General features: G+C 60.2%; 21 protein-coding genes. 19 read left to right on the top strand and 2 right to left on the bottom strand.

Annotated elements, in window-relative coordinates; translation table 11 throughout:
• The 7 genes from V8J84_RS03625 to V8J84_RS03595 all read left to right on the top strand — a co-directional run bounded on the left by V8J84_RS03625 (position 1) and on the right by V8J84_RS03595 (position 8,075).
• Positions 1 to 741 carry a sulfite exporter TauE/SafE family protein gene (locus tag V8J84_RS03625; RefSeq protein ID WP_339928236.1) on the top strand — a complete coding sequence of 247 codons (741 nt, stop codon included), beginning with the start codon at positions 1 to 3 and terminating at the stop codon, positions 739 to 741.
• Positions 742 to 748: 7 nt separating this feature from the next.
• On the top strand, positions 749 to 1,684 hold the full coding sequence (locus V8J84_RS03620; RefSeq protein WP_339928235.1) for a phosphate acyltransferase: 936 nt from the start codon (positions 749 to 751) through the stop codon (positions 1,682 to 1,684).
• On the top strand, positions 1,681 to 2,745 hold the full coding sequence (locus tag V8J84_RS03615; RefSeq protein WP_339928234.1) for an acetate/propionate family kinase: 1,065 nt from the start codon (positions 1,681 to 1,683) through the stop codon (positions 2,743 to 2,745). The genes V8J84_RS03620 and V8J84_RS03615 overlap by 4 nt, the downstream gene beginning before the upstream one ends.
• Before the next feature lies 1 nt (position 2,746).
• Complete coding sequence (locus tag V8J84_RS03610) at positions 2,747 to 3,508, top strand: sulfite exporter TauE/SafE family protein (protein WP_339928233.1); 762 nt, start codon at positions 2,747 to 2,749, stop codon at positions 3,506 to 3,508.
• Positions 3,509 to 3,521: 13 nt separating this feature from the next.
• On the top strand, positions 3,522 to 6,350 hold the full coding sequence (locus V8J84_RS03605) for a molybdopterin oxidoreductase family protein (RefSeq protein WP_339928232.1): 2,829 nt from the start codon (positions 3,522 to 3,524) through the stop codon (positions 6,348 to 6,350).
• A 73-nt stretch (positions 6,351 to 6,423) separates the two neighbouring features.
• On the top strand, positions 6,424 to 7,203 hold the full coding sequence (locus V8J84_RS03600; protein WP_339928231.1) for a 4Fe-4S dicluster domain-containing protein: 780 nt from the start codon (positions 6,424 to 6,426) through the stop codon (positions 7,201 to 7,203).
• Positions 7,203 to 8,075 (top strand): dimethyl sulfoxide reductase anchor subunit family protein, encoded by an 873-nt coding sequence (locus tag V8J84_RS03595; RefSeq protein ID WP_339928230.1) that lies wholly within the window; start codon positions 7,203 to 7,205, stop codon positions 8,073 to 8,075. Before V8J84_RS03600 ends, V8J84_RS03595 begins: the two co-directional genes overlap by 1 nt.
• Positions 8,076 to 8,111: 36 nt before the next feature.
• Here V8J84_RS03595 and V8J84_RS03590 read toward each other — a convergent pair whose 3' ends face one another.
• Both V8J84_RS03590 and V8J84_RS03585 read right to left on the bottom strand, forming a co-directional pair.
• Positions 8,112 to 9,173 (bottom strand): ABC transporter ATP-binding protein, encoded by a 1,062-nt coding sequence (locus V8J84_RS03590; RefSeq protein ID WP_339928229.1) that lies wholly within the window; start codon positions 9,171 to 9,173, stop codon positions 8,112 to 8,114.
• Between the two features lie 3 nt (positions 9,174 to 9,176).
• Positions 9,177 to 9,974: an IclR family transcriptional regulator gene (locus tag V8J84_RS03585; RefSeq protein WP_339929075.1), complete on the bottom strand. Its 798-nt coding sequence runs from the start codon at positions 9,972 to 9,974 to the stop codon at positions 9,177 to 9,179.
• 196 nt (positions 9,975 to 10,170) lie between these two features.
• Here V8J84_RS03585 and V8J84_RS03580 point away from each other — a divergent pair, with 196 nt between their 5' ends.
• The 12 genes from V8J84_RS03580 to V8J84_RS03525 all read left to right on the top strand — a co-directional run bounded on the left by V8J84_RS03580 (position 10,171) and on the right by V8J84_RS03525 (position 24,033).
• Entirely contained in the window at positions 10,171 to 11,430 is a 1,260-nt protein-coding gene (locus V8J84_RS03580; protein WP_339928228.1) for an ABC transporter substrate-binding protein, read from the top strand.
• A 111-nt stretch (positions 11,431 to 11,541) separates the two neighbouring features.
• Positions 11,542 to 12,477: a carbohydrate ABC transporter permease gene (locus V8J84_RS03575; protein ID WP_339928227.1), complete on the top strand. Its 936-nt coding sequence runs from the start codon at positions 11,542 to 11,544 to the stop codon at positions 12,475 to 12,477.
• 1 nt (position 12,478) lies between these two features.
• Positions 12,479 to 13,327 carry a carbohydrate ABC transporter permease gene (locus V8J84_RS03570; RefSeq protein ID WP_339928226.1) on the top strand — a complete coding sequence of 283 codons (849 nt, stop codon included), beginning with the start codon at positions 12,479 to 12,481 and terminating at the stop codon, positions 13,325 to 13,327.
• 92 nt (positions 13,328 to 13,419) lie between these two features.
• Positions 13,420 to 15,501 (top strand): alpha-galactosidase, encoded by a 2,082-nt coding sequence (locus V8J84_RS03565; RefSeq protein ID WP_339929073.1) that lies wholly within the window; start codon positions 13,420 to 13,422, stop codon positions 15,499 to 15,501.
• On the top strand, positions 15,498 to 16,229 hold the full coding sequence (locus tag V8J84_RS03560; protein WP_339928225.1) for an SDR family NAD(P)-dependent oxidoreductase: 732 nt from the start codon (positions 15,498 to 15,500) through the stop codon (positions 16,227 to 16,229). The genes V8J84_RS03565 and V8J84_RS03560 overlap by 4 nt, the downstream gene beginning before the upstream one ends.
• A complete protein-coding gene (locus V8J84_RS03555) occupies positions 16,226 to 17,128 on the top strand; it encodes a 2-dehydro-3-deoxygalactonokinase (RefSeq protein ID WP_339928224.1) in 903 nt (300 codons plus the stop codon). The genes V8J84_RS03560 and V8J84_RS03555 overlap by 4 nt, the downstream gene beginning before the upstream one ends.
• Positions 17,129 to 17,131: 3 nt before the next feature.
• Complete coding sequence (locus V8J84_RS03550) at positions 17,132 to 17,749, top strand: 2-dehydro-3-deoxy-6-phosphogalactonate aldolase (protein ID WP_339928223.1); 618 nt, start codon at positions 17,132 to 17,134, stop codon at positions 17,747 to 17,749.
• Positions 17,746 to 18,567, top strand: a complete 822-nt coding sequence (locus V8J84_RS03545) for an SMP-30/gluconolactonase/LRE family protein (RefSeq protein WP_339928222.1) — start codon at positions 17,746 to 17,748, stop codon at positions 18,565 to 18,567. Before V8J84_RS03550 ends, V8J84_RS03545 begins: the two co-directional genes overlap by 4 nt.
• A 48-nt stretch (positions 18,568 to 18,615) precedes the next feature.
• Entirely contained in the window at positions 18,616 to 20,517 is a 1,902-nt protein-coding gene (locus V8J84_RS03540; protein ID WP_339928221.1) for a beta-galactosidase, read from the top strand.
• Positions 20,517 to 21,476 carry an aldose epimerase family protein gene (locus V8J84_RS03535; RefSeq protein WP_339928220.1) on the top strand — a complete coding sequence of 320 codons (960 nt, stop codon included), beginning with the start codon at positions 20,517 to 20,519 and terminating at the stop codon, positions 21,474 to 21,476. The genes V8J84_RS03540 and V8J84_RS03535 overlap by 1 nt, the downstream gene beginning before the upstream one ends.
• A 136-nt stretch (positions 21,477 to 21,612) precedes the next feature.
• Entirely contained in the window at positions 21,613 to 23,019 is a 1,407-nt protein-coding gene (locus tag V8J84_RS03530) for a cytochrome ubiquinol oxidase subunit I (RefSeq protein WP_339928219.1), read from the top strand.
• Between the two features lie 3 nt (positions 23,020 to 23,022).
• Entirely contained in the window at positions 23,023 to 24,033 is a 1,011-nt protein-coding gene (locus V8J84_RS03525) for a cytochrome d ubiquinol oxidase subunit II (protein WP_339928218.1), read from the top strand.

Raw genomic sequence — 24,033 nt, 5'->3', positions numbered from 1 at the left:
TTGCCATTCGACCTGAGCCTGACACACACAGCCGCCCTCAGCATTGCTTTGCTGGGGGCGGCTTACGTGCGGGGGTATTCGGGTTTCGGATTTTCGGCGATCTTCATCGCCTTCGCCGCCCTGATCACCAATCCACTACCGCTGATCCCCGTGGTCTTTGCCTGCGAGATCATCATGACGCTGTTGCAGGCGCGCGGCATTGTGGGACACGTGGATTGGAAGCGTGTGGGCGCGCTGCTGCTGGGGGCCGCTATCGTGCTGCCTTTTGCGGTGTCTTTCATCCTGACCGTGGGCGAGGCATCCGTCCGCGCCATCGTGTCAGCCATCGTGTTTATCATGTCGCTGATTCTGCTGACCGGCTGGACGATCACGCGACGCATCCCACTGCCGGGGTTCATCGGCGTGGGTGGTTTGTCGGGCTTGCTGAACGCCGCGGGCATCGGCGGCTTGCCGGTTGCTGCGTTTCTGACCGCGCAGCCCATCGCCGCACCGGTCTTTCGCGCCACGATGATTGTCTATCTCTTCGGGCTGGACGTGATCACACTGCCGCTGATGTGGCACGGCGGATTGGTGACGTGGGACACCGCTATCGCTGCCGCTTACGCCTTTCCGCTGATCGCTTTGGGCGTCTGGCTCGGCGGGCGACAATTTTTATCCGCCTCCCCCACGACATTCCGTCGCTTTGCGGTCATGCTGCTCTTGGCCCTATCGTTACTGGGCCTGATCCGCGCATTTTTATGAGGTCGCTATGACATCCCCCTTCGTTTCATCCCGCGAGGCCGTCTGCCCGCAGAACCTGATTGATCTGGCACAGTCCTTTGCGCCGCCCCGCGTGGCGATTGCCCGCGCCGCAGCCCCACTGCCCATGGAAGCGGCAGAGGACGCGACAAAGGCAGGCATCATGATCCCTGTGTTTGTGGGAGAGGCTGACGTGATCCGTGCAGAGGCTGCAAAGCTGGACTGGGACATCTCTGGCTATGCGCTCCACGATACAACGGGCGAGGAAGAGGCAGGCCAACTAGCCGCGAAGCTGTGTGGCGATGGTGAGGCTGACGTCCTGATGAAAGGGCAGCTACACACAGACGTCTTTATGAAATCCGCTGTATCGCGCGATGCAGGTCTGCGCACGGGCAAGCGGTTTGTGCATATCTTTCACATCAGCCACCCCGATGGCGGCAAACCGATCCTGATCTCTGATGCCGCCGTGAACGTCGCCCCGAACCTTGAGACAAGGCAAGTTGCGATTTCTGAGGTCGTGGACCTGCTGCACCGGCTGGGCAATGACCACCCGAAGGTAGCGATCCTGTCCGCGACCGAGACACCCATCCCCGCCGTGCCATCCTCGATGGAGGCGCGCGAACTGGCGGATTGGGCCAAGGCCAATGTGACAGGCGCGGATGTGTCCGGCCCGTTGGCACTGGACCTGATCCTGTCGATGGATGCGGTAAAGACTAAAAAGCTGACCGATGATCCCGTCGCGGGGCAAGCCGATGCGATCATCGTGCCGGATATCGTGTCGGGCAACGGGCTGTTCAAGGCGCTGGTTTACGTGGCCGGTGGCTGTGCGGCGGGGCTGGTGACAGGGGCGAAAGTGCCGATCCTACTGACTTCCCGCGCTGACCCTGCCGCGGCGCGCATGGCGTCTGCTGCACTGGCCGCGATCCGCTGTGGATTGCCAAAATGATCCTTGTTTTGAACGCCGGATCATCTTCGCTGAAGGTCGAGGTATTTACACCCGACCTGCAATCGGTGGTGTCCGGCGCTGTGACAGAGATTGGCGGCACAGATGGTGAAGTGCGGTTGGGCGACAGTCGGGAACGACTGGCAACCGCCACCCATGCAGATGCTTTGCGCGCAATGCTCACTGCTCTGGAAAGCCAGAGCATTTCGCTGACGACCCTCACCGCAGCAGCGCACCGCGTGGTGCACGGTGGCACGATCCTGACACAGCCTGCCCGCGTCACGCCCGCCGTGATCAGCGCGATTGAGGCCTGTATCCCGCTTGCGCCCTTGCACAACCCCAACAACCTCGCTGCGATCCTTGCATTGCAAGAGCTGGCTCCCGACCTGCCGCAATACTGTTCCTTCGGGACCGCGTTTCACGCCTCCAACCCCGATGTCGCCACCCGCTATGCGATCCCGCAGACAGAGCATGACGCAGGAATCCGCCGCTACGGTTTTCACGGACTGTCCTACGCCAACATGGTCGCTGAATTCGGCACCCGTCTGCCCCACCGTCTGCTGGCATTGCATCTAGGCAATGGCGCATCGCTTTGTGCAATCAAAGACGGCAAATCCATCGCGACCTCCATGGGATACTCGCCGCTATCAGGGCTGACCATGGGCACGCGGTCGGGCGATATCGACGGGGCGGCGGTGCTGCGCATCTCTGCAGCGTTGGGCGAAGACGAAGCGGACCGGATGCTGAACAAAAACTCCGGCCTCAAGGCGCTGGCTGGCGACAACAACATGAAGAACCTTCTAGATCGCGATGACCCGCAGGCCGCCTTCGCGGTGGAGCATTTCTGCTACTGGGCCGCGCGGCATGCTGGCTCTGCCATCGTGGCGATGGGCGGCGTGGACGCCGTGGCCTTTACCGGCGGCATTGGCGAAAACGCGAGCGAAATCCGCGACCGTATCATGGCGCATCTGGCGTGTTTCGGCGCGCCCGAGGTGCATGTGATCGCCGCCGATGAGGAAAAAGCCATCGCCCGCGACGCGCTGTCCGTGATGGAGGCCGATTAGCGTGGACAGCCTGCTTCAAGCCATCGACGTGAGTGCCGGGGATTTTGCGATCCTGAGCGCCATCGCGTTCGGCGCAGGGCTTGTGCGCGGGTTCTCTGGCTTTGCGCTCTCCGCCTTAGTTATGGCTTCGGCAGTTTACTTGTTGCCCCCCATAGAGCTGATCCCGATCTGCTGGTGGCTAGAGATGTCCGCGTCCGTCCTCATGGCGCGCGGCGGCTGGAAAGAGGCGGACCGCGGCGTGGTGCTTGGCCTCGTGATCGGATCAACCGCGGGCGTGCCGCTTGGCCTGATGCTCACGCAATCCCTGCCCGTCGAAACATCCAAACTCATTGCGCTGGTCATCATCATCGCGCTGGCCGCGACGCAGCTTGCCAAGATCCGGCTGGCGTTTCTGGCGACCAGACCGGGCCTCTACCTGTCGGGCCTGACCGCTGGCATTGCCACGGGCCTCGCCTCTGTCGGTGGGATGGTCGTCGCACTCTATGTGCTCAGCCAGGACGCCCCCGCCCGCAAAATGCGCGCCGCATTGGTGCTGTTCCTGTTTATCTCGTCGCTGACGTCGATGATCTACCTCGTGTGGTTCGGCGTCATGGATATGACCTCCGTCTGGCGTGGCGCAGCACTCGCCATTCCTGCGATGATTGGTGTGTTTGCCGGTCAGCGGCTCTTTACGCCCAAATACGAACCCTACTATCGTCCCTTTTGTCTGGCCCTTCTGATCTCGCTCTCCGCGATTGGTCTGGTCCGCACGTCTCTTGCCTGAAAGGTCCATCCCGATGCCCAAAGACCAACCCGACCTGAACCTGTCGCCCAAGGTATCGGACGAAATCCGCAAGACGACATGCTACATGTGCGCCTGCCGCTGCGGCATCAACGTGCACATGAAGGAGGGCAAGGTCGCCTATATCGAAGGCAACCGCGACCATCCGGTGAACCAAGGGGTGCTATGTGCCAAAGGGTCGGCTGGCATCATGCAGCACAACGCGCCCTCGCGTTTGCGTGCGCCGCTCAAGCGGGTCGGCCCGCGCGGATCGGGCGAGTTCGAGGAAATCTCGTGGGACGAGGCGCTTGATATGGCGACAGGCCTGCTGAAACCGATTCGCGAGGAAGCACCCGAGAAGCTGGCGTTCTTCACAGGCCGCGATCAGTCGCAATCCTTCACCGGCTTCTGGGCACAGGCCTACGGCACGCCGAACTTTGCGGCCCACGGCGGGTTCTGTTCGGTCAACATGGCAGCCGCTGGCATCTACACGATGGGCGGCGCGTTCTGGGAATTCGGCCAGCCCGACTGGGACCTCACCAAGATGGTCATGATCTTTGGCGTGGCCGAAGATCACGACAGTAACCCGATCAAGATGGGAATTGGCCGCGCGAAGGCGAAGGGCGCGAAAATCGTGAGCGTGAACCCGATCCGCACGGGCTACAACGCCGTGGCAGACGAATGGGTCGGCATCACGCCCGGCACCGATGGCCTCTATGTCCTGTCGCTGATCCACTGTCTGATGAAAGCGGGCCGCATTGATCTGGACTATCTAGCGCGCTTCACAAACGCCTCTGTCTTGCTGAACGAAGACCCTAAATCCGACCAGTTCGGCCTCGCCCTGCGCGACGATAATGGTCAGCCGCAGGTCATGGACCGTAACACTGGCAAGCTGGCCCCGTGGAACGGTCAGGGCGTTGAACCAGACCTTGCTGGTACGTTGCGCGACAAGGGCGTCACGCACCGCCCCGTCTTCCACCACATGGCCGAGAAGTATCTGTCGGACGACTACGCACCTGAAGCCGTGGAAGAGCGCACGGGCATCCCAGCCGCGCAGATCCGCAAAATGGCGGCAGAGTTGGCCCGCGTGGCCTTCGACGAAGAAATCACGCTGGACCGCCAGTGGACCGATTTCCGCGGCAAGAAACACGACAAGATGGTCGGTCGTCCCGTATCGTTCCACGCCATGCGCGGGATTTCAGCGCACTCCAACGGCTTCCAGACCTGCCGCGCGCTGCACGTCCTGCAAATCGTGCTGGGCACCGTGGAAACCCCCGGCGGTATGCGCTTCAAACCGCCCTACCCAAAGCCCGCGACAGCCCACCCCAAGCCGCATGGCAAGGTCACACCCGGCGCCCCTCTCGACGGGCCGCACCTTGGCTATGTCCACGGGCCCGAGGACCTGCTGCTCGACGAAAACGACCAGCCCAAGCGTATCGACAAGGCCTACTCATGGGAAAACCCCATGTCCGCGCATGGCCTGATGCACATGGTCATCTCGAACGCGCACGCGGGCACGCCGTATAAAATCGACACGCTGTTCATGTATATGGCCAACATGTCGTGGAACTCGTCGATGAACACCGGCGGCGTCATCAAGATGCTGACGGACACGAATGAGGACGGCTCTTACGTCATCCCAAACATCATCTACTCGGATGCCTATTCATCCGAAATGGTGGCCTACGCCGACCTGATCCTACCCGATACGACCTATCTGGAACGCCACGACTGTATCTCGCTGCTCGACCGCCCGATCTGCGAGGCCGACGCTGTGGCCGACGCAATCCGCTGGCCTGTGGTGGAACCCGACCGCGACGTGCGCGGCTTCCAGTCAGTGCTCTGCGACCTTGGCGCGCGTCTCGGCATGGCCGGTTTTGTCAACGACGATGGCAGCCAGAAATATCAGGACTACGCCGATTACATCACCAACCACATCCGCCGCCCCGGTGTCGGCCCGCTTGCCGGTTTCCGTCTGGGAGATGACGGCCTGCAAGGGGGCCGTGGCGAAGTGAACGAAAGCCAGATCGACAACTACATCGCCAACGGCGGCTTCTGGATCGAGCACGTGCCGGAGGACTGCGCCTACTACAAACCCTTCAACACCGCCTATCAGGACTGGGCCGTGAAGATGGGGTTTTACGACGCGGTGCAGCCCTACATCTTCCAGCTCTACGTCGAGCCGCTGCGCAAGTTCCAGCTGGCCGCCGAAGGTGTCGGCACCCGCCAGCCGCCAGAGCACCTGCGCGCACGCATCAAGGAAACGATGGACCCGCTGCCCACATGGTACGCGCCCTTCGAGGACGCGCACGTCAGCCCCGAGGAATACCCCGTCCACGCGCTCACCCAGCGCCCGATGGCCATGTATCACTCGTGGGGCACGCAAAACGCGTGGCTGCGGCAAATCCACGGACATAACCCGCTCTACATCCCGACCAAAATCTGGGAGGCGAACGGCTTTGAAGAAGGCGATTGGGCCAAGGTGTCATCTGCGCATGGCGAGATCGTCGTCCCTGTCGCCCATCAGGCATCGCTCAACCCCAACACCGTCTGGACATGGAACGCGATCGGCAAACGCAAAGGCGCGTGGGCGTTGGACGAAGACGCACCCGAAGCCACGAAGGGCTTCCTGCTCAACCACCTGATCCACGAACTGCTCCCACCAAAAGGCGACGGCCTCCGTTGGGCGAATTCGGACCCTGTGACGGGCCAAGCCGCTTGGTTCGATCTGCGCGTAAAGATTGAAAAATCCGCCGTCCCGAACGAGGCACAGCCCGCCATGCCGCCAATCAAATCCCCTGTCGGCAAAGGCCCCGATAAACTGGCGTGGAAGGTGGGAAAGTAACCATGCGTATCATTTTGCTAAAAATACTCGCGCCGCAGGCATCCCGCACTCTCAACCTGTCAGGAGGTCAAAAATGACGACCTTACCGCAATCCACCGACAAGAAGCTTGGTCTTCTGATCGACCTTGATACCTGCGTCGGCTGCCACGCCTGCGTGATTTCGTGCAAAGGCTGGAACACCGAAAATTACGGCGCGCCGCTGTCCGATCAGGACCCCTACGGCGCCAAGCCGACCGGCACATTCCTCAACCGCGTTCACAGCTACGAAGTGCAGCCTCCCAACCTCAAGGACGGCACACAACCTGCCGCACAACTGATCCACTTCCCTAAATCCTGCCTGCATTGCGAGGACGCGCCTTGCGTCACCGTTTGCCCCACAGGGGCCAGCTACAAACGGGTCGAGGACGGGATTGTTCTGGTCAACGAACAGGACTGCATCGGGTGCGGCCTCTGCGCATGGGCCTGCCCGTATGGTGCACGCGAGATGGATGCCGAGGAAGGCGTGATGAAGAAATGTACGCTTTGCGTCGACCGTATCTACAACGAAAACCTGCCCGAAGAAGACCGCCAGCCCGCCTGCGTCCGCACCTGCCCTGCCGGTGCGCGGCACTTTGGCGACTTTGCCGATCCTGAAAGCAGCGTCAGCATCCTGTCCGCCGAACGCGGCGGCATGGACCTGATGCCGGAGCAAGGCACCAAGCCCGTGAACAAATACCTGCCCCCGCGTCCCAAAGACGAGATGCCAGAATTTGACGTTCTGTCACCATATCTGGAGCCCATCGCGAAAGACGCCAAAGGGTTTGTCGGCTGGCTTGACCGTGCGCTCAGCGCCATGCCCGGAGGAGCAAAATAATGCATCCTGCACCGTCAGTTATCATCTTCACCACGTTCTCCGGCCTAGGCTTTGGTCTGCTGTTCTGGCTGGGCCTCGGCGTCATCGTCCCGACAGGCTGGTCAGCGTTTATCTGGTTCGCAATGGCCTATATCTTTGCCGTTGGGGGCCTGCTCGCATCCACCTTCCACCTTGGTCACCCAGAGCGATTCCTCAAGGCGTTCACGCAATGGCGGTCCAGCTGGCTGTCGCGCGAGGCGATCTGCGCGGTCGCAACGCTGCTGGTCATGGCGCTTTACGGTGCAGGGCTGGTGTTCTTGGGCAGCCAATGGGCCCCGCTGGGCTGGCTTGGTGCACTGGGTGCGATTGGCACCGTCTTCACCACATCCATGATCTATGCGCAGATGAAAACTATCCCGCGCTGGAAGCACTGGACCACGCCCGCGCTGTTTCTGTCGCTATCATTGGGTGGCGGCGCGTTGCTGGCCGGACAAGTCGCGGTGGCCGTTATCTTGCTTCTCATTGCGGGTGGCATTCAGGCGTTTGCCTGGATCACGGGTGATGCGCGGCTGGCCGACTCCGGTACCGACATGGAAACCGCAACGGGCCTTGGCTTTATCGGCAAGGTCCGCGCTTTTGAACCACCGCACACCGGCACGAACTATCTGCTGCGCGAATTTGTGCACGAGGTTGGCCGTAAGCACGCGAAACAGTTGCGTATCCTCGCGATGGCGTTTGGATTTGTGCTACCGGTGATATTTCTGATGCTGCCGTTCAGCCACTGGTTTGCCGCATTGGCAGTGCTATCCCACATCGCTGGCGTGTTGGCGCTGCGCTGGTTGTTCTTTGCGCAGGCCGAACATGTTGTGGGTCTCTATTACGGCAAGCGGTAAATCGTAGGGCGGGGTTATACCCCGCCCTTTTTTTGTTCAGGTCCGGATACGCTGCTCGGTCTTGGCATCGAACAGATAAAGGCGTGACGGATCAAACGTCACACTGACCGTCTGACCTTCGCTGACACGCTCGTCGCCACGCTCTTCCACGACCAGCTTTTCGCCTGTCGCCCCCGAGAGATAGGCAAAGGACACACCGCCAAGGCTTTCGACCAGATCAACGGTCAGGGCATCGCCTGCGGGGTCAATCGAAAGATGCTCGGGCCGGACACCCGCGATGACGTCATGCCCTTTATAGGCTGGCGCGATCGGGGTCGGAATTGTCTGGCCCAGATTTGGAATAGCCACTTCGCCCGTGCCGACCTTGCCGGACATGAAGTTCATCGCCGGTGATCCGATAAAGCCCGCGACGAAACGATTATCGGGGTCACGATAGAGATCCATTGGCGCGCCGACCTGTTCGATCACGCCTTTGCGCAGCACCACGATCTTGTCGGCCAGCGTCATCGCCTCGACCTGATCGTGCGTCACATAGATCATGGTCGCGCCGATTTCCTTGTGCAGGCGCGCGATCTCGACCCGCATCTCCACGCGCAGTTCCGCATCAAGGTTCGACAAAGGTTCGTCAAACAGGAACACATCCGGTCCGCGCACAATCGCACGACCAATGGACACGCGCTGGCGCTGGCCACCGGACAGGGCGGCGGGCTTGCGATCAAGGTAGTCTTCCAGCTTCAGGATGCGGGTCGCCTCGGCCACCTTGGCCTCAATCTCGGCCTTGGGGTGTTTGTTCATCTTCAGGCCAAAGCCCATGTTATCCTTGACCGTCATATGCGGATAAAGCGCGTAGGTCTGGAACACCATCGCCACGCCGCGCTGGCTGGGGTCCATGCGGGTCACGTCACGGTCACCGATATGCATCGACCCTTCGGTCGTTTCCTCAAGTCCCGCGACCATGCGCAAGAGCGTGGACTTGCCGCAGCCTGACGGGCCGACAAAGACGCAGAATTCGCCGTCCGCAATTTCAAGGTCGATCCCGTGGATGACCTGCACGTCGCCGTAGCGCTTGATCACCTTGTTCAGTGTAACACCTGCCATGTGTCAGATCCCCGTGGTTGTGTGTTGGTTGGAATAGTCAGGAAAGCTCCAGTTTTGGGCGTCCTGTGAAATCTTGTCGACGGTCTCTTCCAGCAGCGGGACATAGCCCTCAAGGCTGGCGAGCTTTGTGCGTCTGGTCGAACTCGTGACGGAAATCGCCCCAAGCACCCGCCGTGTGGCCGACAGAATCGGCATGGCAACGCAGATGATACCCGGCTCGTGTTCCTCGCGGTCAAAGCCGTAGCCGTTGGCGCGGATATCCACCAGTTCAGCCCGCAGTTCGCGTTCGTTTGCCAACGTCTTGTCGGTAAAGACGTGGAAGGATTGCTGCGCAATCAACTCGTCACGCAGTACCGGATCCATGAACGCCAGCATCGCCTTGCCAACACCGGTGCAATAGGCGGGGCCGACCTTTCCGGCTTGGCTATACATCTCAAGCGGCTGCTGGGCATTGCGTTTGTCGATATAAAGAACCTGCCCGTTATCCATCTGGGCCAGATGCACTGTTTCTCCCACCTTGGCGCTCAACGCATCAATATGTGGGCGTGCGATGGGGGCCAGCGATGACACCGACCACGCGGCATGGGCCAAACGCACAAGCCGCACGCCGGGCGCGTAGGTCTGCCGGTCAGGGTCGTAGGCCAGCATGCCCTGATTGGTCAGTGTCTGGACAAAACGATACAGCGTGGGCTTGGGAAAGTCGGACCCGGCAAGGATTTCGCCAAAGCGCACAGGTCGGCCAAAAGCCGCAACCTGATCGAGCACTTCAAGTGCCTTTCCGACTGTGCCGTCACCGGTCACACGCGCCATCGTGTCCTCCTCGGGTCCGTTAGCGCAAACAGCGATTTCTCCTCACCGGCTGCCGCGCTGGACTGTTGACAAGGCTAGCGGGTTCGCGGTTTAGTATCAATATCCAAAACCAAGTTTCAAATAATGAAACCACTGCGGTTTCTGAGTTTGCGGCTTGGATCACTATGGAAGCACTAGGGAGGATACCATGCATTCCATTCTCAAAACGTCGTTCGCGGCGTTGGCGGCGGCTGCTATTGTAGCAACATCCGCTTCTGCTGACGGCCACGCGCTGTCCGGCGATCTGAAAATCACATCTGACATGTCAAACCCTGCACCACGGGCTGTCATGGAAGGCCTCGTTGCAGATTTCGGTGAAATGCACCCCGATCTGAACATCGAGCTGACCATCGTTGACCGGGAAGCGTGGAAGACACAGATCCGCAACGCGCTGACTGCCGACGCGCCTGACGTGATCAACTGGTATGCTGCAAACCGTATGGGCCCATACGTTGAGGCCGGCCTGTTCGAGGACATCTCGGACATGTACGAGAACGGCGATCTGCCGGGTCTGGACAGCGTGAAAGGTGCGATGACACTTGATGGTAAGCAGTGGGGCGTTCCCTATACTTACTACCAGTGGGGCATCTACTACCGCGAAGACATCTTCAACGAACTGGGTCTTGAAGAGCCAGAGACATTCGAGCAGGAAATCGCAAACTGCGAGAAGATCATCGAGAGCGGTCGCTCCTGCTACGCCATCGGCACCAAGTTCCTTTGGACAGCTGGCGGCTGGTTCGACTACATGAACATGCGCACCAACGGTTTCGACTTCCACATGCAGCTTGCACGTGGCGAAGTTGAGTGGACCGATGACCGCGTACGTGAGACTTTCGCCAACTGGCGCAAGCTGATCGACATGGGCGCCTACATCCCTGATCACCAGTCTTACAGCTGGCAGGAAGCCCTGAACTTCATGACAGACGGCGAAGCAACAGCCTACCTGATCGGTAACTTTGCTGTGGCACCTATGCGTGACGCAGGTCTGACAGACGAGCAGATCGACTTCTACCAGTTCCCGATGATTGGCGATTACCCAATGGGTGAAGACGCGCCAACAGACACATTCCACATCCCGTCGGGTGCGGAAAACAAGGACAACGCACGCGCGTTCCTTCAGTTTGTGACATCGGCTGACGTTCAGACGCAGATCAACTCCGGCGACGCGCTGGGTCAGCTGCCTGTGAACGCAAACTCCAGCGTTGATGCAGACGAGTTCCTCGAGCAGGGCTTCGAGATGCTGAGCACAAACGCCTCTGGCGGTGTTGCGCAGTTCTTTGACCGTGACTTCCCCGCTGAAATGGCGAGCGTGGGCATGGAAGGCCTGCAAGAGTTCATGGTGTTCCCGGACAATCTGGACGACATCCTCGAGCGCCTCGAAGACGCACGCCAGCGCATCTACGAGTAAGCACGATCTTGGGGCGGACCGTCGTGGTCCGCCCCTTTTTTCCGCCAGCCCATCCGCAAGTCGCGCGCGATTTTCGCATGTGCTGAACCACATCAGGGGAAGGGGACACCCATGACGACTGCACCCGCAACCGCGCTGCCGCCAGACGATCAGAAACGCGGCTGGTACAAGCGCAACGAAATTGCGATCACCCCGTGGCTGTTCCTTGCCCCCGCGATCCTGTTCTTTGCGGTCTACGTCATCATTCCGATCGGCCAGTCGTTCTGGATTTCGTTTCACGAATGGGACGGTCTGGGCGAGGCCACTTGGGTTGGCACAGACAACTACGAACGCCTGTTGTTTGACGATCGCAAGTTCAACACGTCATTCTGGAACAACCTGAAATGGCTGGTGCTATACTTGCTGGCGATCCCGCTGGGGCTGTTCATCTCGCTGTTCCTGAACCAGACCGTGCGCGGCATCCGGCTTTACAAGTCGCTGTTCTTCTTTCCCTTCGTGATCTCACAGGTTGTTGTCGGCCTTGTGTTCAGCTGGTTCTACCTGCCACGCGAAGGTCTGCTGAACGCCATTCTCGCCGTCTTTGGCGCGGGTCCTGTGAATATCCTTGGTGATCCCACGCTGGCGACCTACGGCATTATCGCCGCAGGCCTTTGGCCGCAGACAGCCTATTGCATGATCCTCTACCTCACCGGCCTGAACGCCGTGGACCCCGAGCAGGTTGAGGCCGCGCGCCTTGATGGTGCTAAGGGCTGGCGCATGCTGTGGTATGTGATCCTGCCGCAGCTTAAGCCTGCAACGTTCATCGCTTTCGTCGTCACAATCATCGGCGCGTTGCGCTCGTTCGACCTCATTAGCGTGATGACCAACGGCGGACCGTTCGGATCAACCCGCGTGCTGTCGTTCTACATGTTCGAGGAATCGCTGTCCGAATTCGGCTTCCGCATGGGCTACGGCGCGGCGATTGCCGTGGTACTGTTCTTCATCATGCTGGGCTTTATCGTCTACTTCCTGTGGTCGATGTACCAAGACGAAAAAGGGGCGCACTGATATGTTTCCGACACCTATCGAAAAATCGTCCCGCCAATGGCAAATCGGCTATCAGGTTATCCTGCCGGTTGTTCTGATTATCTGGCTGCTGCCGCTCATCGCTGTGGCGATGTTCTCAATCAAGCCTGACAGCGACTTTACCAATGGCAACTACTGGGGTCTGCCCAGCAGCTTTGAGATGTTCAACAACTACGGCAAGGTTTTCTTTGAAAGCAATATGCCGCGCTATTTGCTGAACTCGCTCATGATCACGATCCCCACGGTGATCGGCGCGGTGGCGCTGTCTGCCATGGCCGGATTTGCGCTTGGTATTTACCGCTTCAAAGGCAACTTGCTGATCTTTTTCATGTTCATCGCGGGCAACTTTGTGCCGTTCCAGATTTTGATGGTGCCGGTGCGTGACCTGACGATCAGCATGGGGATGTATGACACGGTCTATGGCCTTGTGCTGTTCCACGTCGCCTTCCAGACCGGATTTTGCACGCTTTTCATGCGCAACTTTATCCGCGCCCTGCCCTTCCCGTTGATCGAGGCGGCGCGCGTTGAAGGCATCTCGGAAATCCGCATCTTCTGGTATGTGGTTCTGCCACTGATGAAGCCCGCACTGGCGGCCCTGTCGGTGCTGATCTTTACCTTCATCTGGAACGACTACTTCTGGGCCGTGGTGCTGACGCAAGGTCCGTCGGCGCAACCCGTGACAGCCGGTATCACCGAGTTTAACAGCCAGTATCGCGCCGCTTATCACCTGATGAGCGCGGGCAGCATTGTCGCCGCACTTCCACCCGTGGCGATGTTCTTTTTGATGCAGAAACACTTTATCGCTGGCCTGACGCTGGGCGCAGTGAAGTAACGGACACGAAGATGACGACACCTGATCTCGCTGCCGGTTCCGCTCCGGCGGCTGGCCTCCCACTTGGCGAAACCCAAACCTCGTCCACAGCAGTGCAGCATACGTGGCGACTGGATGACGGTAAGCAAACGCTTGTCCTGACGACAGCGGGCGAACGCCTGCCGCAGGTTGTCTATTGGGGTGCGACGCTTCCCGATGACGAAGACCTGCACACGCTACATGCGGCCAACGCCATTGATGTGACCGGCGGGATGCTGGACGAAAACCCGGACCTGTCGCTCTGCCCCGAGGCCGTACGATCCTTCCCCGGCCAGCCCGGCCTGATCGTGCGCGACACCGACGGCACGCCGCTCTTGCCCAAGTTCTGTTTTGAAAAAGCCGAGCAGAACGGCAAACTGGACCTGACCTATGTAGACGCCGAAAACGGGCTGACGCTGACATTCACCTTCACCGCCGACACAGAAACACACATGGTCACGGCGCGCACAACGCTGGACGCCACGCGACCTGTGCACCTGCATTGGCTGGCCGCTCCCGTTCTGCCTGCCCCGCAGCAGAGCGAGGAAATGATCGACGTATCGGGCCGTTGGTGCGGTGAATTCCAACTGGGCCGCACCGCGTGGTCCGCTGGTATCCGCTACCGCGAAAACCGCACGGGCCGCACGGGCCACGAACATTTTCCGGGTCTGATTATACCCTGCACCGGTGCCACGAACACCCGTGGTGAGGCTTACGCATTTCACTATGGCTGGTCGGGCGGTCACCGCATGGTCGCGGAAGAGCTTCAGGACGGCAGGCGTCAGGTGCAGTTCGGCCACGCCGCGCGGATGGAAACCCAAGCGGCCACGCAATTCAGAACCGCCCCGCTTTACATATGCTATTCCGACACGGGTCTGAACGGTTGCGCCGTCGCCTTCCAGCGGCACCTGCGCGACCGGATCGTGACATGGCCGCAACCCGCCACGCCGCGCCCTGTGCATTACAACTGCTGGGAGGCCGTCTACTTCGATCATAAGCTGCCGGTGCTGAAAGACATCGCCGACCGCGCTGCCGCTTTGGGGGCTGAGCGGTTTGTGCTGGATGACGGCTGGTTCGGACAGCGCGATGACGACACCCGCAGCCTGTCTGACTGGGAAGTGGACCCGCGCAAGTATCCAGACGGGCTTAAGCCGCTGATCGACCATGTCCACAAAGTTGGCATGACATTCGGTCTTTGGTTCGAACCCGAGATGATCAACCCCGACAGTGACATCCACCGCGCCCATCCCGATTGGGCCTTGGGCGGCGAAGATCAGACACTGGGGCGTCAGCAGAAAGCGCTGAACATGGCGCTGCCGGAAGTGCGCGATTTCCTTTATGACCGCATGTCCAAAATCCTGCGCGACAATGCGATCGAATACATCAAATGGGACCACAACCGCGTGCTGCCCATGCCAGATGCGGCACAGACACGCGGGTCCTACGCACTGATCGACCGCCTGCGCGCCGATTTCCCACATGTGGAGATCGAAACCTGCGCATCGGGCGGTGGTCGCATTGATTTTGGCATCCTGGAACGCACCCAACGGGTCTGGCTGTCCGACAGCAACGACGCGCTTGAGCGGTTGCGCATCCAGCACGACGCGGCGCTGTTTCTGCCACTTGCCGTCACCGGTAGCCACGTTGGCCCGCGCCGCTGTCACACCTCTGGCCGTATCCTTGATATCAGCTTCCGCGCCTGGGTTGCCGCCCAGCGCCATATGGGGTTCGAGATGGATCCGCGAGAGCTTGACGCCTACGAAACCGCTGTCCTGACCGAGGTGACAAGCTGGTGGAAACACAATCGCCACTGGATGATGACAGCGGATATCCTGCGGCTGGACAGCGCCGATCCGGCCGTCATTGCCGAACAGCAGCTTGCCCGCGACAAGGACCGCTTTGTCGTGTTTGCGGGCAAGGCGGCCACGTCAGACCAGATCGCGCCGCGCCCATTGCGGCTGACAGCGCTTGATCCTGCCGCAACTTACCGGATCTCGCTGATCAACCGCGAAACGGCGCCGGGTCTGTCGCGTGGCAAGCCCGCATTGAAAACGCAAGGGATGGATGTCTCCGGTGCTTATCTGATGCGCCACGGCGTAACGCTCCCCTGGTCGTTCCCGGAACGCATGTGGGTTCTTGAGGGCCATCGCCTGTGACGGCGGTGTTTCCATCTTTGAAAGGTGCCTCCGTCTTTATCACCGGCGGCGGCAGCGGTATCGGCGCGGCGCTGGTTGCGGGCTTTCTGGAACAGGGGGCCAAGGTGGCCTTCGCCGATCTGGCCGACGCCGCACAAAATCCAGATGCCATGTTTCTGCCCTGCGATGTGACCGATATCGCAGCACTCACAATCGCCATGGAAAAGGCCGCTGCGGCCCACGGACCGATCACCGTGCTGGTCAACAACGCCGCCAACGACATGCGCTATTTTATTGATGAAATTACGCCCGAGATCTGGGATAGCCAGCAGGCCGTGAATTTCAAACATTACTTCTTTGCCAGCCAGAAGGCCGCCGCGGGGATGGAGGCTGGCGGCGCAATCATTAACTTCTCGTCCATCACATATGCTATGGGCATCGACGGCATGGCGCCCTACGTGTCCGCTAACGCCGGCATCATGGGCCTGACCCGCGCCATGGCGCGCGAACTGGGGCCACGCAGTATACGGGTCAATGCGATTGCACCCGGTTGGGTCCTGACCGAAAAGCAACGTGAAAAGTGGGCAACAGAAGAAAGCCTGTCGGCATTCTTGGACAAACAATCCCTCAAGACCCATATCCAACCTCAAGACCTGATTGGTCCGGTTCTCTTTCTGGCATCCGATGCGTCAGCTATGATAACAGGCCAGACAATCGCAGTAGACGCAGGCGTGGTGAACTTCGGATGAGCGCAGATATCAAACCTGACTGGATCGCAGCCGATTGGGGCACCAGCAATCTGCGTGTCTGGGCCATGACCGAAAGCGGCACAGTGCTGGCGCAGGCGGCATCGAACGCAGGCATGGCCAGCCTGACGCGCGACGGTTTTGAACCCGCGTTGCGCAATATCGCAGGGCAGTGGATGGATGGCCCAACAACTGTGGTCGCATGCGGCATGGTCGGCGCGCGCCAAGGCTGGGTCGAGGCGCCTTATGCGACCGTCCCCTGCCCGCCAGTGGCCGAAGGGTTTGCCAAGGCGGTGACCGCAGACGCGAATTTGCAAGTGCATGTCATTCCCGGCTTGCGCCAGCTGACCCCGCCCGATGTGATGCGCGGCGAAGAAACCCAGATCGCGGGCTTTCTGGCGCGCAACCCGAATTGGGACGGTATCCTGTGTCTGCCCGGCACCCACACCAAGTGGGTCCATATCAGCGCCGACGAGGTTGTCAGCTTCAAGACCTTCATGACCGGAGAGCTGTTCGCCACCATTAGCAACGAAACCGTGCTGCGCCATTCGATCGGTGACGACGGTTGGGACCAGACCGCCTTTGACGATGCGTTGTCTGATGCCATGTCGCGCCCCGAACGGCTGACCTCCGATCTGTTTGCGCTGCGTGCGGCCCACTTGCTGCACGATCAGACACTTGCCACGGCCCGCGCCAGACTGTCAGGTCTGCTCATCGGTTGCGAGCTTGCGGGCACCAAACCTTACTGGTTGGGTCAGCAGGTCGCCGTCATCGGTGCCAGCAAGATCAGCAGCATCTACATCAATGCATTGGCCGCCCAAGGTGTGCCCGCCACGCAGGTGCAGGGCGATGCCACGACACTGGCTGGCCTGACCGCCGCCTATCGCCGCCTGAAAGGATAATCCATGTCCCATCGACCCCTGATTGCCATCCTGCGCGGTGTGTCCACCGTCGAAGCTCCAAAAATGGCCGAGGCGTTGGTGGCCGCTGGCATCACGCAAATCGAAGTGCCGCTGAACTCTCCCACCCCGTTTGATAGCATCAAGGCAATGAAATCTGCCGTTGGCGCGGATGCGATCATCGGCGCAGGCACGGTGCTGTCCACTGACGATGTGGGCCGCGTGCGCGACGCCGACGGAGAGCTGATCGTGTCCCCCAACTGCGACCAGCGCGTGATCGTGGCGACCAAAGCCGCTGGCATGGCCAGCTGGCCCGGCGTGATGACACCTACCGAATGCTTTATGGCGCTGAAGTCTGGCGCTGACGGTCTGAAAATCTTTCCCGCGTCCCTGCTTGGCCCCGGCGGGATCAAGGCCATCCGTGCGGTGCTGCCCAAAGGCACGCTGGTTTATGCCGTGGGTGGTGCGGGTGCCGACAACTTCGGCGAATGGATGGCGGCCAGTGCGGACGGCTTTGGCATCGGGTCTGCGCTTTACAAGCCCGGTTTGAGCGTTAACGAGGTATCGGTCCGCGCCAAAGCGATGGTCGCCGCATACGAGGCTGCTCTGGCAGACCGCGCATGATCTTTGATGACACCCAATGTACCCTTGGCGAAGGGCCTTTGTGGCATCCCGTGCGGCAACAGCTTTTCTGGTTCGATATTCTGGGCAAGCGGTTACATACAAAAGGCCAGCACTGGCAGTTTGACGAATACGTCTCGGCGGCCGGTTGGGTCGATCAAACGACCCTTCTGATTGCGTCGCAAACCCAGCTTTTCACGTTCGATATTGAAACCGAGGACATGACCTATGTGCACGGATTGGAATCGGATAACACCGTGACCCGCTCCAACGATGGCCGTGCCGACCCGCAGGGTGGTTTCTGGATCGGGACAATGGGGATCAAGGCCGAGGACAAGGCAGGCGCGATCTATCGCTACTACCGTGGCGAGCTGCGCTGCCTGTTTCCCAAGATCACGATCAGCAATGCGATCTGCTTCGCGCCCGATGGTGCAACCGCCTACTATACCGACACGCCGACGCAAAAGATTATGCGTGTGGCGCTTGATGACGACGGCTGGCCCGTGGGCAAACCCGCGTTGCACATCGACCTGCGCGGCACAGACTTCCGCCCCGACGGCGCTGTCGTCGACGCGGACGGCACCTTGTGGAATGCGCAATGGGGCAATGCCCGTGTGGCGGGTTACGCCCCTGACGGCACGTTCCTGACCGCCCACGACCTACCCGCGCAGCAAACCACTTGCCCCGCGTTCGGCAGTCCTGACCTCACCACACTGCACTGCACCAGCGCCGCCGACGGGCTGACCGGACCGGAAGATGGGAAAACCTTTGCCGTGCAGACCAGTACCATCGGCCAAGCCGAACACCGCGTGATCCTTTAGGACGGCGGCCCAGCTTCATTTGGCCAAAACAACTCAAAAGGACGCAACATGAAACGCACGCTCGGCGTCTGTTATTATCCCGAACACTGGCCGATGGATCAGTGGGCCACCGACGCGGCCCGCATGGTGGAAACTGGCCTCACATGGGTGCGGATCGGTGAGTTTGGCTGGCAGCGCATGGAACCTGCGCCAGACCAGTTCGACTGGGGCTGGCTGGACCGCGCGATTGAAGTGCTGGGCGATGCGGGGTTGAAGGTCGTGCTGGGCACGCCCACAGCGACGCCTCCACGCTGGATGATCGACAAGCACCCTGACATGCTGCCTGTCGCCGCTGACGGTCACACCCGCAAATTCGGCTCGCGCAGGCACTACGATTTCAGTCACATAGGATATCGGAAAGAGGCGCAGCGCATCGCAAGGCTCATGGCCGAACGCTATGGCAAGAACCCGCATGTCGCTGCGTGGCAGATCGACAACGAATATGATTGCCACGACACCACTCTGTCCTATTCCGACGCGGCACGCAGTGGCTTTCAGGACTGGCTCGCGCAACGCTATCAATCGACCGACGCGCTGAACCGTGCGTGGGGCAACGTGTTCTGGTCGATGGACTACGACAGCTTTGACCAGATCGACCTGCCGAACCTGACCGTGACCGAACCCAACCCTGCACATGTGCTTGCCTTCCGACGGTATAGCTCCGACCAAGTCGTCGCATTCAACCGCGTCCAAGCCGACGAAATCCGCAAGCACACCGACGCCCCGCTCATCCACAACTACATGGGCCGGATCACCACGTTTGATCACTGGGCCGTTGGCGCCGACCTCGATATCGCGTCATGGGACAGCTATCCCATCGGTTTCCTGTCCGACCGGATCGAAGGCACGCCAAAAGAAAAGCAGTTCTATCTGCGCCAAGGTCACCCCGATAACCAAGCGTTCCACCACGACCTCTACCGCGCGATTGGCCGCAATCGCATGTGGGTCATGGAACAACAACCTGGCCCCGTGAACTGGGCGCCCTACAACCCCGCCCCGCTGCCCGGCATGGCGCGGCTTTGGGCGTGGGAGGCGTTTGCCCACGGGGCCGAAACCGTCTGCTATTTCCGCTGGCGGCAGGCCCCATTCGCGCAGGAACAGATGCACGCAGGCCTGTTGCGCCCCGATAGCGAGGCTGCCCCCGCCTTGGCCGAGGCCGCACAGGTGGCGCAAGAGCTGGCCGACCTGCCCGAAGTGGATGCTGGTGCCGCACCAGTGGCGCTGGTCTTTGACTACGAAAGCGCGTGGGCGTGGGACACGCAGCCCCAAGGCGCTGACTTCGACATGTTCCGCCTCGCCTTCGCCGCCTATCGCGCTTTGCGCCGTGCGGGGCTGTCCCTGGATATCCTGCCGCCAGATTGCGCAGACCTCAGCGCCTATAAGTTCGTCCTTGCGCCGGGCATCATGAAGCTGTCCGACCCTTTCCGTGCAGCCCTCGCCAAGTTCGACGGCATCGCGTTGATCGGTCCGCGTAGCGACGGCAAAAACGAAGAACTGGCCATTCCCACGCCGATGGGACCGGACCTGCCCGACACGGACGTGACCACCGTGATGGCCGAAAGCCTGCCACCCTCCGACGCGATCAAACTGCAAGGCGGCGGGCGCTTCCTGCACTGGTTCGAACACCTTGAAGGTAACGCTGACGTGCATTTGGCGACCAAGGCAGGCCAACCCGCGATTATGGGCGGCGATACGATCCGCTATCTGGCGGGCTGGCCCGACGATGACACGTTTGACAGCATCATTGGCAACCTGTGCGATGCGCTGGACATCCCGACATACGATCTGCCCAAGGGCCTGCGCATCCGCGACACCGGCACACACCGCTTTGTGTTTAACTACGCGCCAAAACCGCGCAAATGGGGTGACGTGACGATCCCCGCCGCTGGCGTGCATTGGGAAAAGCTCTGATGCATTTCGGCACAACCGCGCAGGGACAGGACGTTGAGAAGATCACGCTTCAAGCCGGTGATCTGACCGTCGCCATCCTGACGTGGGGAGCCGTGGTGCAAGACGTGCGACTGGCGGGCATCGACAGGTCCTTGACGCTGGGGTCCGACCGGATTGCCGATTACGAAGGTGCGATGCGCTATCACGGGTCACTGATCGGGCCGATTGTGAACCGGATCAGCACCGCGCGGGTCAAGGTCGACGGCATCATGTACGAGCTTGAGCGCAATCAGGACGGGCGCATCCATCTTCATTCCGGCGCTGAGGCCACGCACCTGCGCGTCTGGGATGTGGCAGAGCGGTCGGACAGCCACGTCCGCCTGACCTGCACCCTGCCAGATGGTGCCTGCGGCCTGCCCGGCCACCGCGAAGTTAGCGTGACATACACTGTGACCGCACCTGCCGATTTGCGCGTTGAGATTGACGCCACCACCGATGCCAAGACTCCGCTCAGCTTTGCCAACCACAGCTACTGGAACCTTGATGGCAGCGCGCAATGGAATGGACACAGGCTTCAGGTGTTGGCGGACCGGTTCCTGCCAGCCACCAGCGATGACTACCCCACCGGCGAAATTGTCGAGGTGTCAGGCACAGATATGGATTTCCGCACACCACGCGTCATCACCGCCAAGCAGGACTGGCTGGATAACAATTTTTGCCTGTCTGACACGCGCCAACCGCTCCGCCATGCACTGACGTTGACCGGGGCAAGCGGTGTCACGCTGCAATTGGACACCACCGAACCGGGTGTACAGGTCTATGACGGCCGCGCCGCCAAACGCCCTGATCGCGCCCCGTTTGAAGGGCTCGCCATCGAAGCCCAGATGTGGCCGGACGCGCCAACCAATCGCGCGTTTCCCTCAATTATGTGCGATCCGGACACGCCTTATCGTCAGGAAACTCGCTTCCGGTTTTCCTGAATCAAGTTTTTCATTTTTTCCATAAATTTCAAAGTCTTAAACCTCTGCGCGTTCTGTCGCACCCTGCTGTAATTTGCAGGTTTCATCTTATCTTAAAGGCAACGGTAATGAAGTAGATTTGCGTTGAAAGGCTGAAATGGAAACCCTGCTTTTGTCCCGCATCCAGTTTGCGGCCAACATCTCGTTCCACATTCTGTTCCCGACCATCACCATCGCGCTTGGTTGGGTGCTGCTGTATTTCAAACTGCGCTATCATCGCAGTGGTGAAAACCGCTGGATGGAGGCTTATGGCTTCTGGGTGAAGATCTTTGCGCTGTCGTTTGCGCTGGGTGTTGTGTCCGGCATTACCATGTCGTTCCAATTCGGCACCAACTGGCCCGGTTTCATGGAGAAAGTGGGTAATATCGCGGGGCCGTTGCTCGCCTACGAGGTGATGACCGCGTTCTTCCTTGAGGCGGTCTTCCTTGGCATCATGCTGTTTGGTGCGTCCCGCGTGCCTGTCTGGCTGCATACGCTGGCCACCTTCCTTGTGGCGTTCGGCACAACCATGTCGGCGTTCTGGATCATCGTGCTGAATTCGTGGATGCACACGCCGCAGGGCTTTGAAATGATTGATGGCGTGGCCCATGCGACAGACTGGTGGGCGATCATCTTCAACCCATCAATGCCGTATCGCTTTGGCCATATGATGCTGGCCAGCTTCCTGACCGTCAGCTTCCTGATTGCGGGCGTCTCGGCTTTCCGTTGGCTGATCGGTGGTAAGACCGAAGGCGTGCGCGTGGCGCTGCGGACCGCTGTGTTTGGTGCGGCCCTGCTGATACCAGTCCAGATTTTTGTCGGTGACCTGCACGGATTGAACACCAAAGAATATCAGCCCGCGAAAGTGGCTGCGATGGAAGGTCTTTGGGAAACCGACACCAACGTGCCGCTGTTGCTTTTCGCGATCCCCGACGACGAGGCGCGTGAAAACCACTTTGAAATCGGTGTGCCGGGTTTGGCCAGCTTTATCCTGACCCACGACTGGAACGGAGAGCTGAAGGGTCTGAACGAATTTGTGGCCGAGGACGGCACACCGCTGCACCCCCGCGTCGCACCCGTGTTCTGGTCGTTCCGCGTGATGGTTGGCACGGGCGTGTTGATGCTGTTGGTCAGCTGGGCCGCGACCGTGATGATGCTGCGCAAAAAGCGTGACGGCTTTGGCCGCCGTGGCGTCGAAGGTCTGCCGAAATTCATGCTTTTCGGTCTGGTCGGGATGAGCTTTAGCGGTTGGATCGCGACCCTTGCCGGTTGGTACACAACCGAGATCGGCCGCCAGCCGTGGTTGGTGAACGGTGTGATGACCACCAAAGAGGCCGTGGCCGACGTGCCTGCTGGCATGGTGCTGTCAACGCTGCTGGTCTACCTCGCGGTTTATGCCGCCCTGTTGATCGCCTACATCAGCGTGATCTTCTATCTGGCGCGCAAAACATCCCGTGGGGAACCCGTCGGACCGCGCACCGCGCAATCAGAAGAGGCGCAGCTGAGCGCCGTGCCGGGAGAATAACAGATGTATTATTTCGGTGATCCCGCTGTTTGGCTGCCATTTGTCTTTGCCGCGCTCATGGGTCTGTCCATCCTGATTTACGTGGTGCTGGACGGATTTGATCTGGGCGTTGGATTGTTGTTCCCGTTCTCGGACGAGGAAGAAAAGGACATGATGATCGCCTCGATCGGCCCGTTATGGGACGCAAACGAAACGTGGCTGGTGCTGGCGGTTGGCATCCTGTTGGTGGCCTTTCCGGCCGCCCACGGCGAGATTCTGACCGCGCTCTACTTGCCCGTTGCGGTGATGCTGATCGGCCTGATCCTGCGCGGTGTGGCGTTCGAATTCCGCGCGAAAGCTCGTGTCGCGCAAAAACGGCTCTGGAACAACTTGTTCTTCATAGGCTCGCTGATGACCTCCCTCAGCCAAGGCTTCATGCTGGGCATGTATGTGATGGGTCTGACATGGACTTGGGCGCATTTCGGTTTCGCACTTTTGACGGCGGTGTTCCTGACCGTGGGATACAGCTTTATCGGGGCCACCTGGGTCATCCACAAATCCGAAGAGATGCTGCAACGCAAAGCCGTGGACTGGGCCAAGAACGGCATCTGGGGTCTGGTATTGGGCATCGGTGCCATTTCAGCGGCGACGCCATTTGTCAGCGCGCGTATTTTTGACAAATGGTTCAGCTGGCCAGAGGCGCTTTTGCTCGCACCGCTGCCCGTGTTGTCGGCAGGTTTGGTCGTCTGGCTGTGGTGGATGCTGCAACGCATGCCATTTTCAGGTGACCGCTGGAACTGGCTCCCGTTTGCGGCGGCAAGCCTGCTGTGGATGGCGGCATTCGGTGGTATGGCCTACAGCTTTTACCCTTACGTCGTGCCGGAACAGATGACGATCTACGAGGCGGCAAGCGCACCGGAAAGCCTGTTCATTATCCTGATCGGCACCTGCTTCGTGCTGCCGACGATCCTTGGCTACACCGTGCTGGCCTACGCGATCTTCCGTGGCAAGGCGACTGCGCTGCGTTACGACTGA

The organism is Yoonia sp. 208BN28-4 (assembly GCF_037543925.1).
In the GTDB taxonomy this organism is placed as follows: domain Bacteria; phylum Pseudomonadota; class Alphaproteobacteria; order Rhodobacterales; family Rhodobacteraceae; genus Yoonia.
The sequence above is the reverse complement of the archived record's forward strand: the minus strand, read 5'-3'. Positions and strand labels throughout refer to the sequence as shown.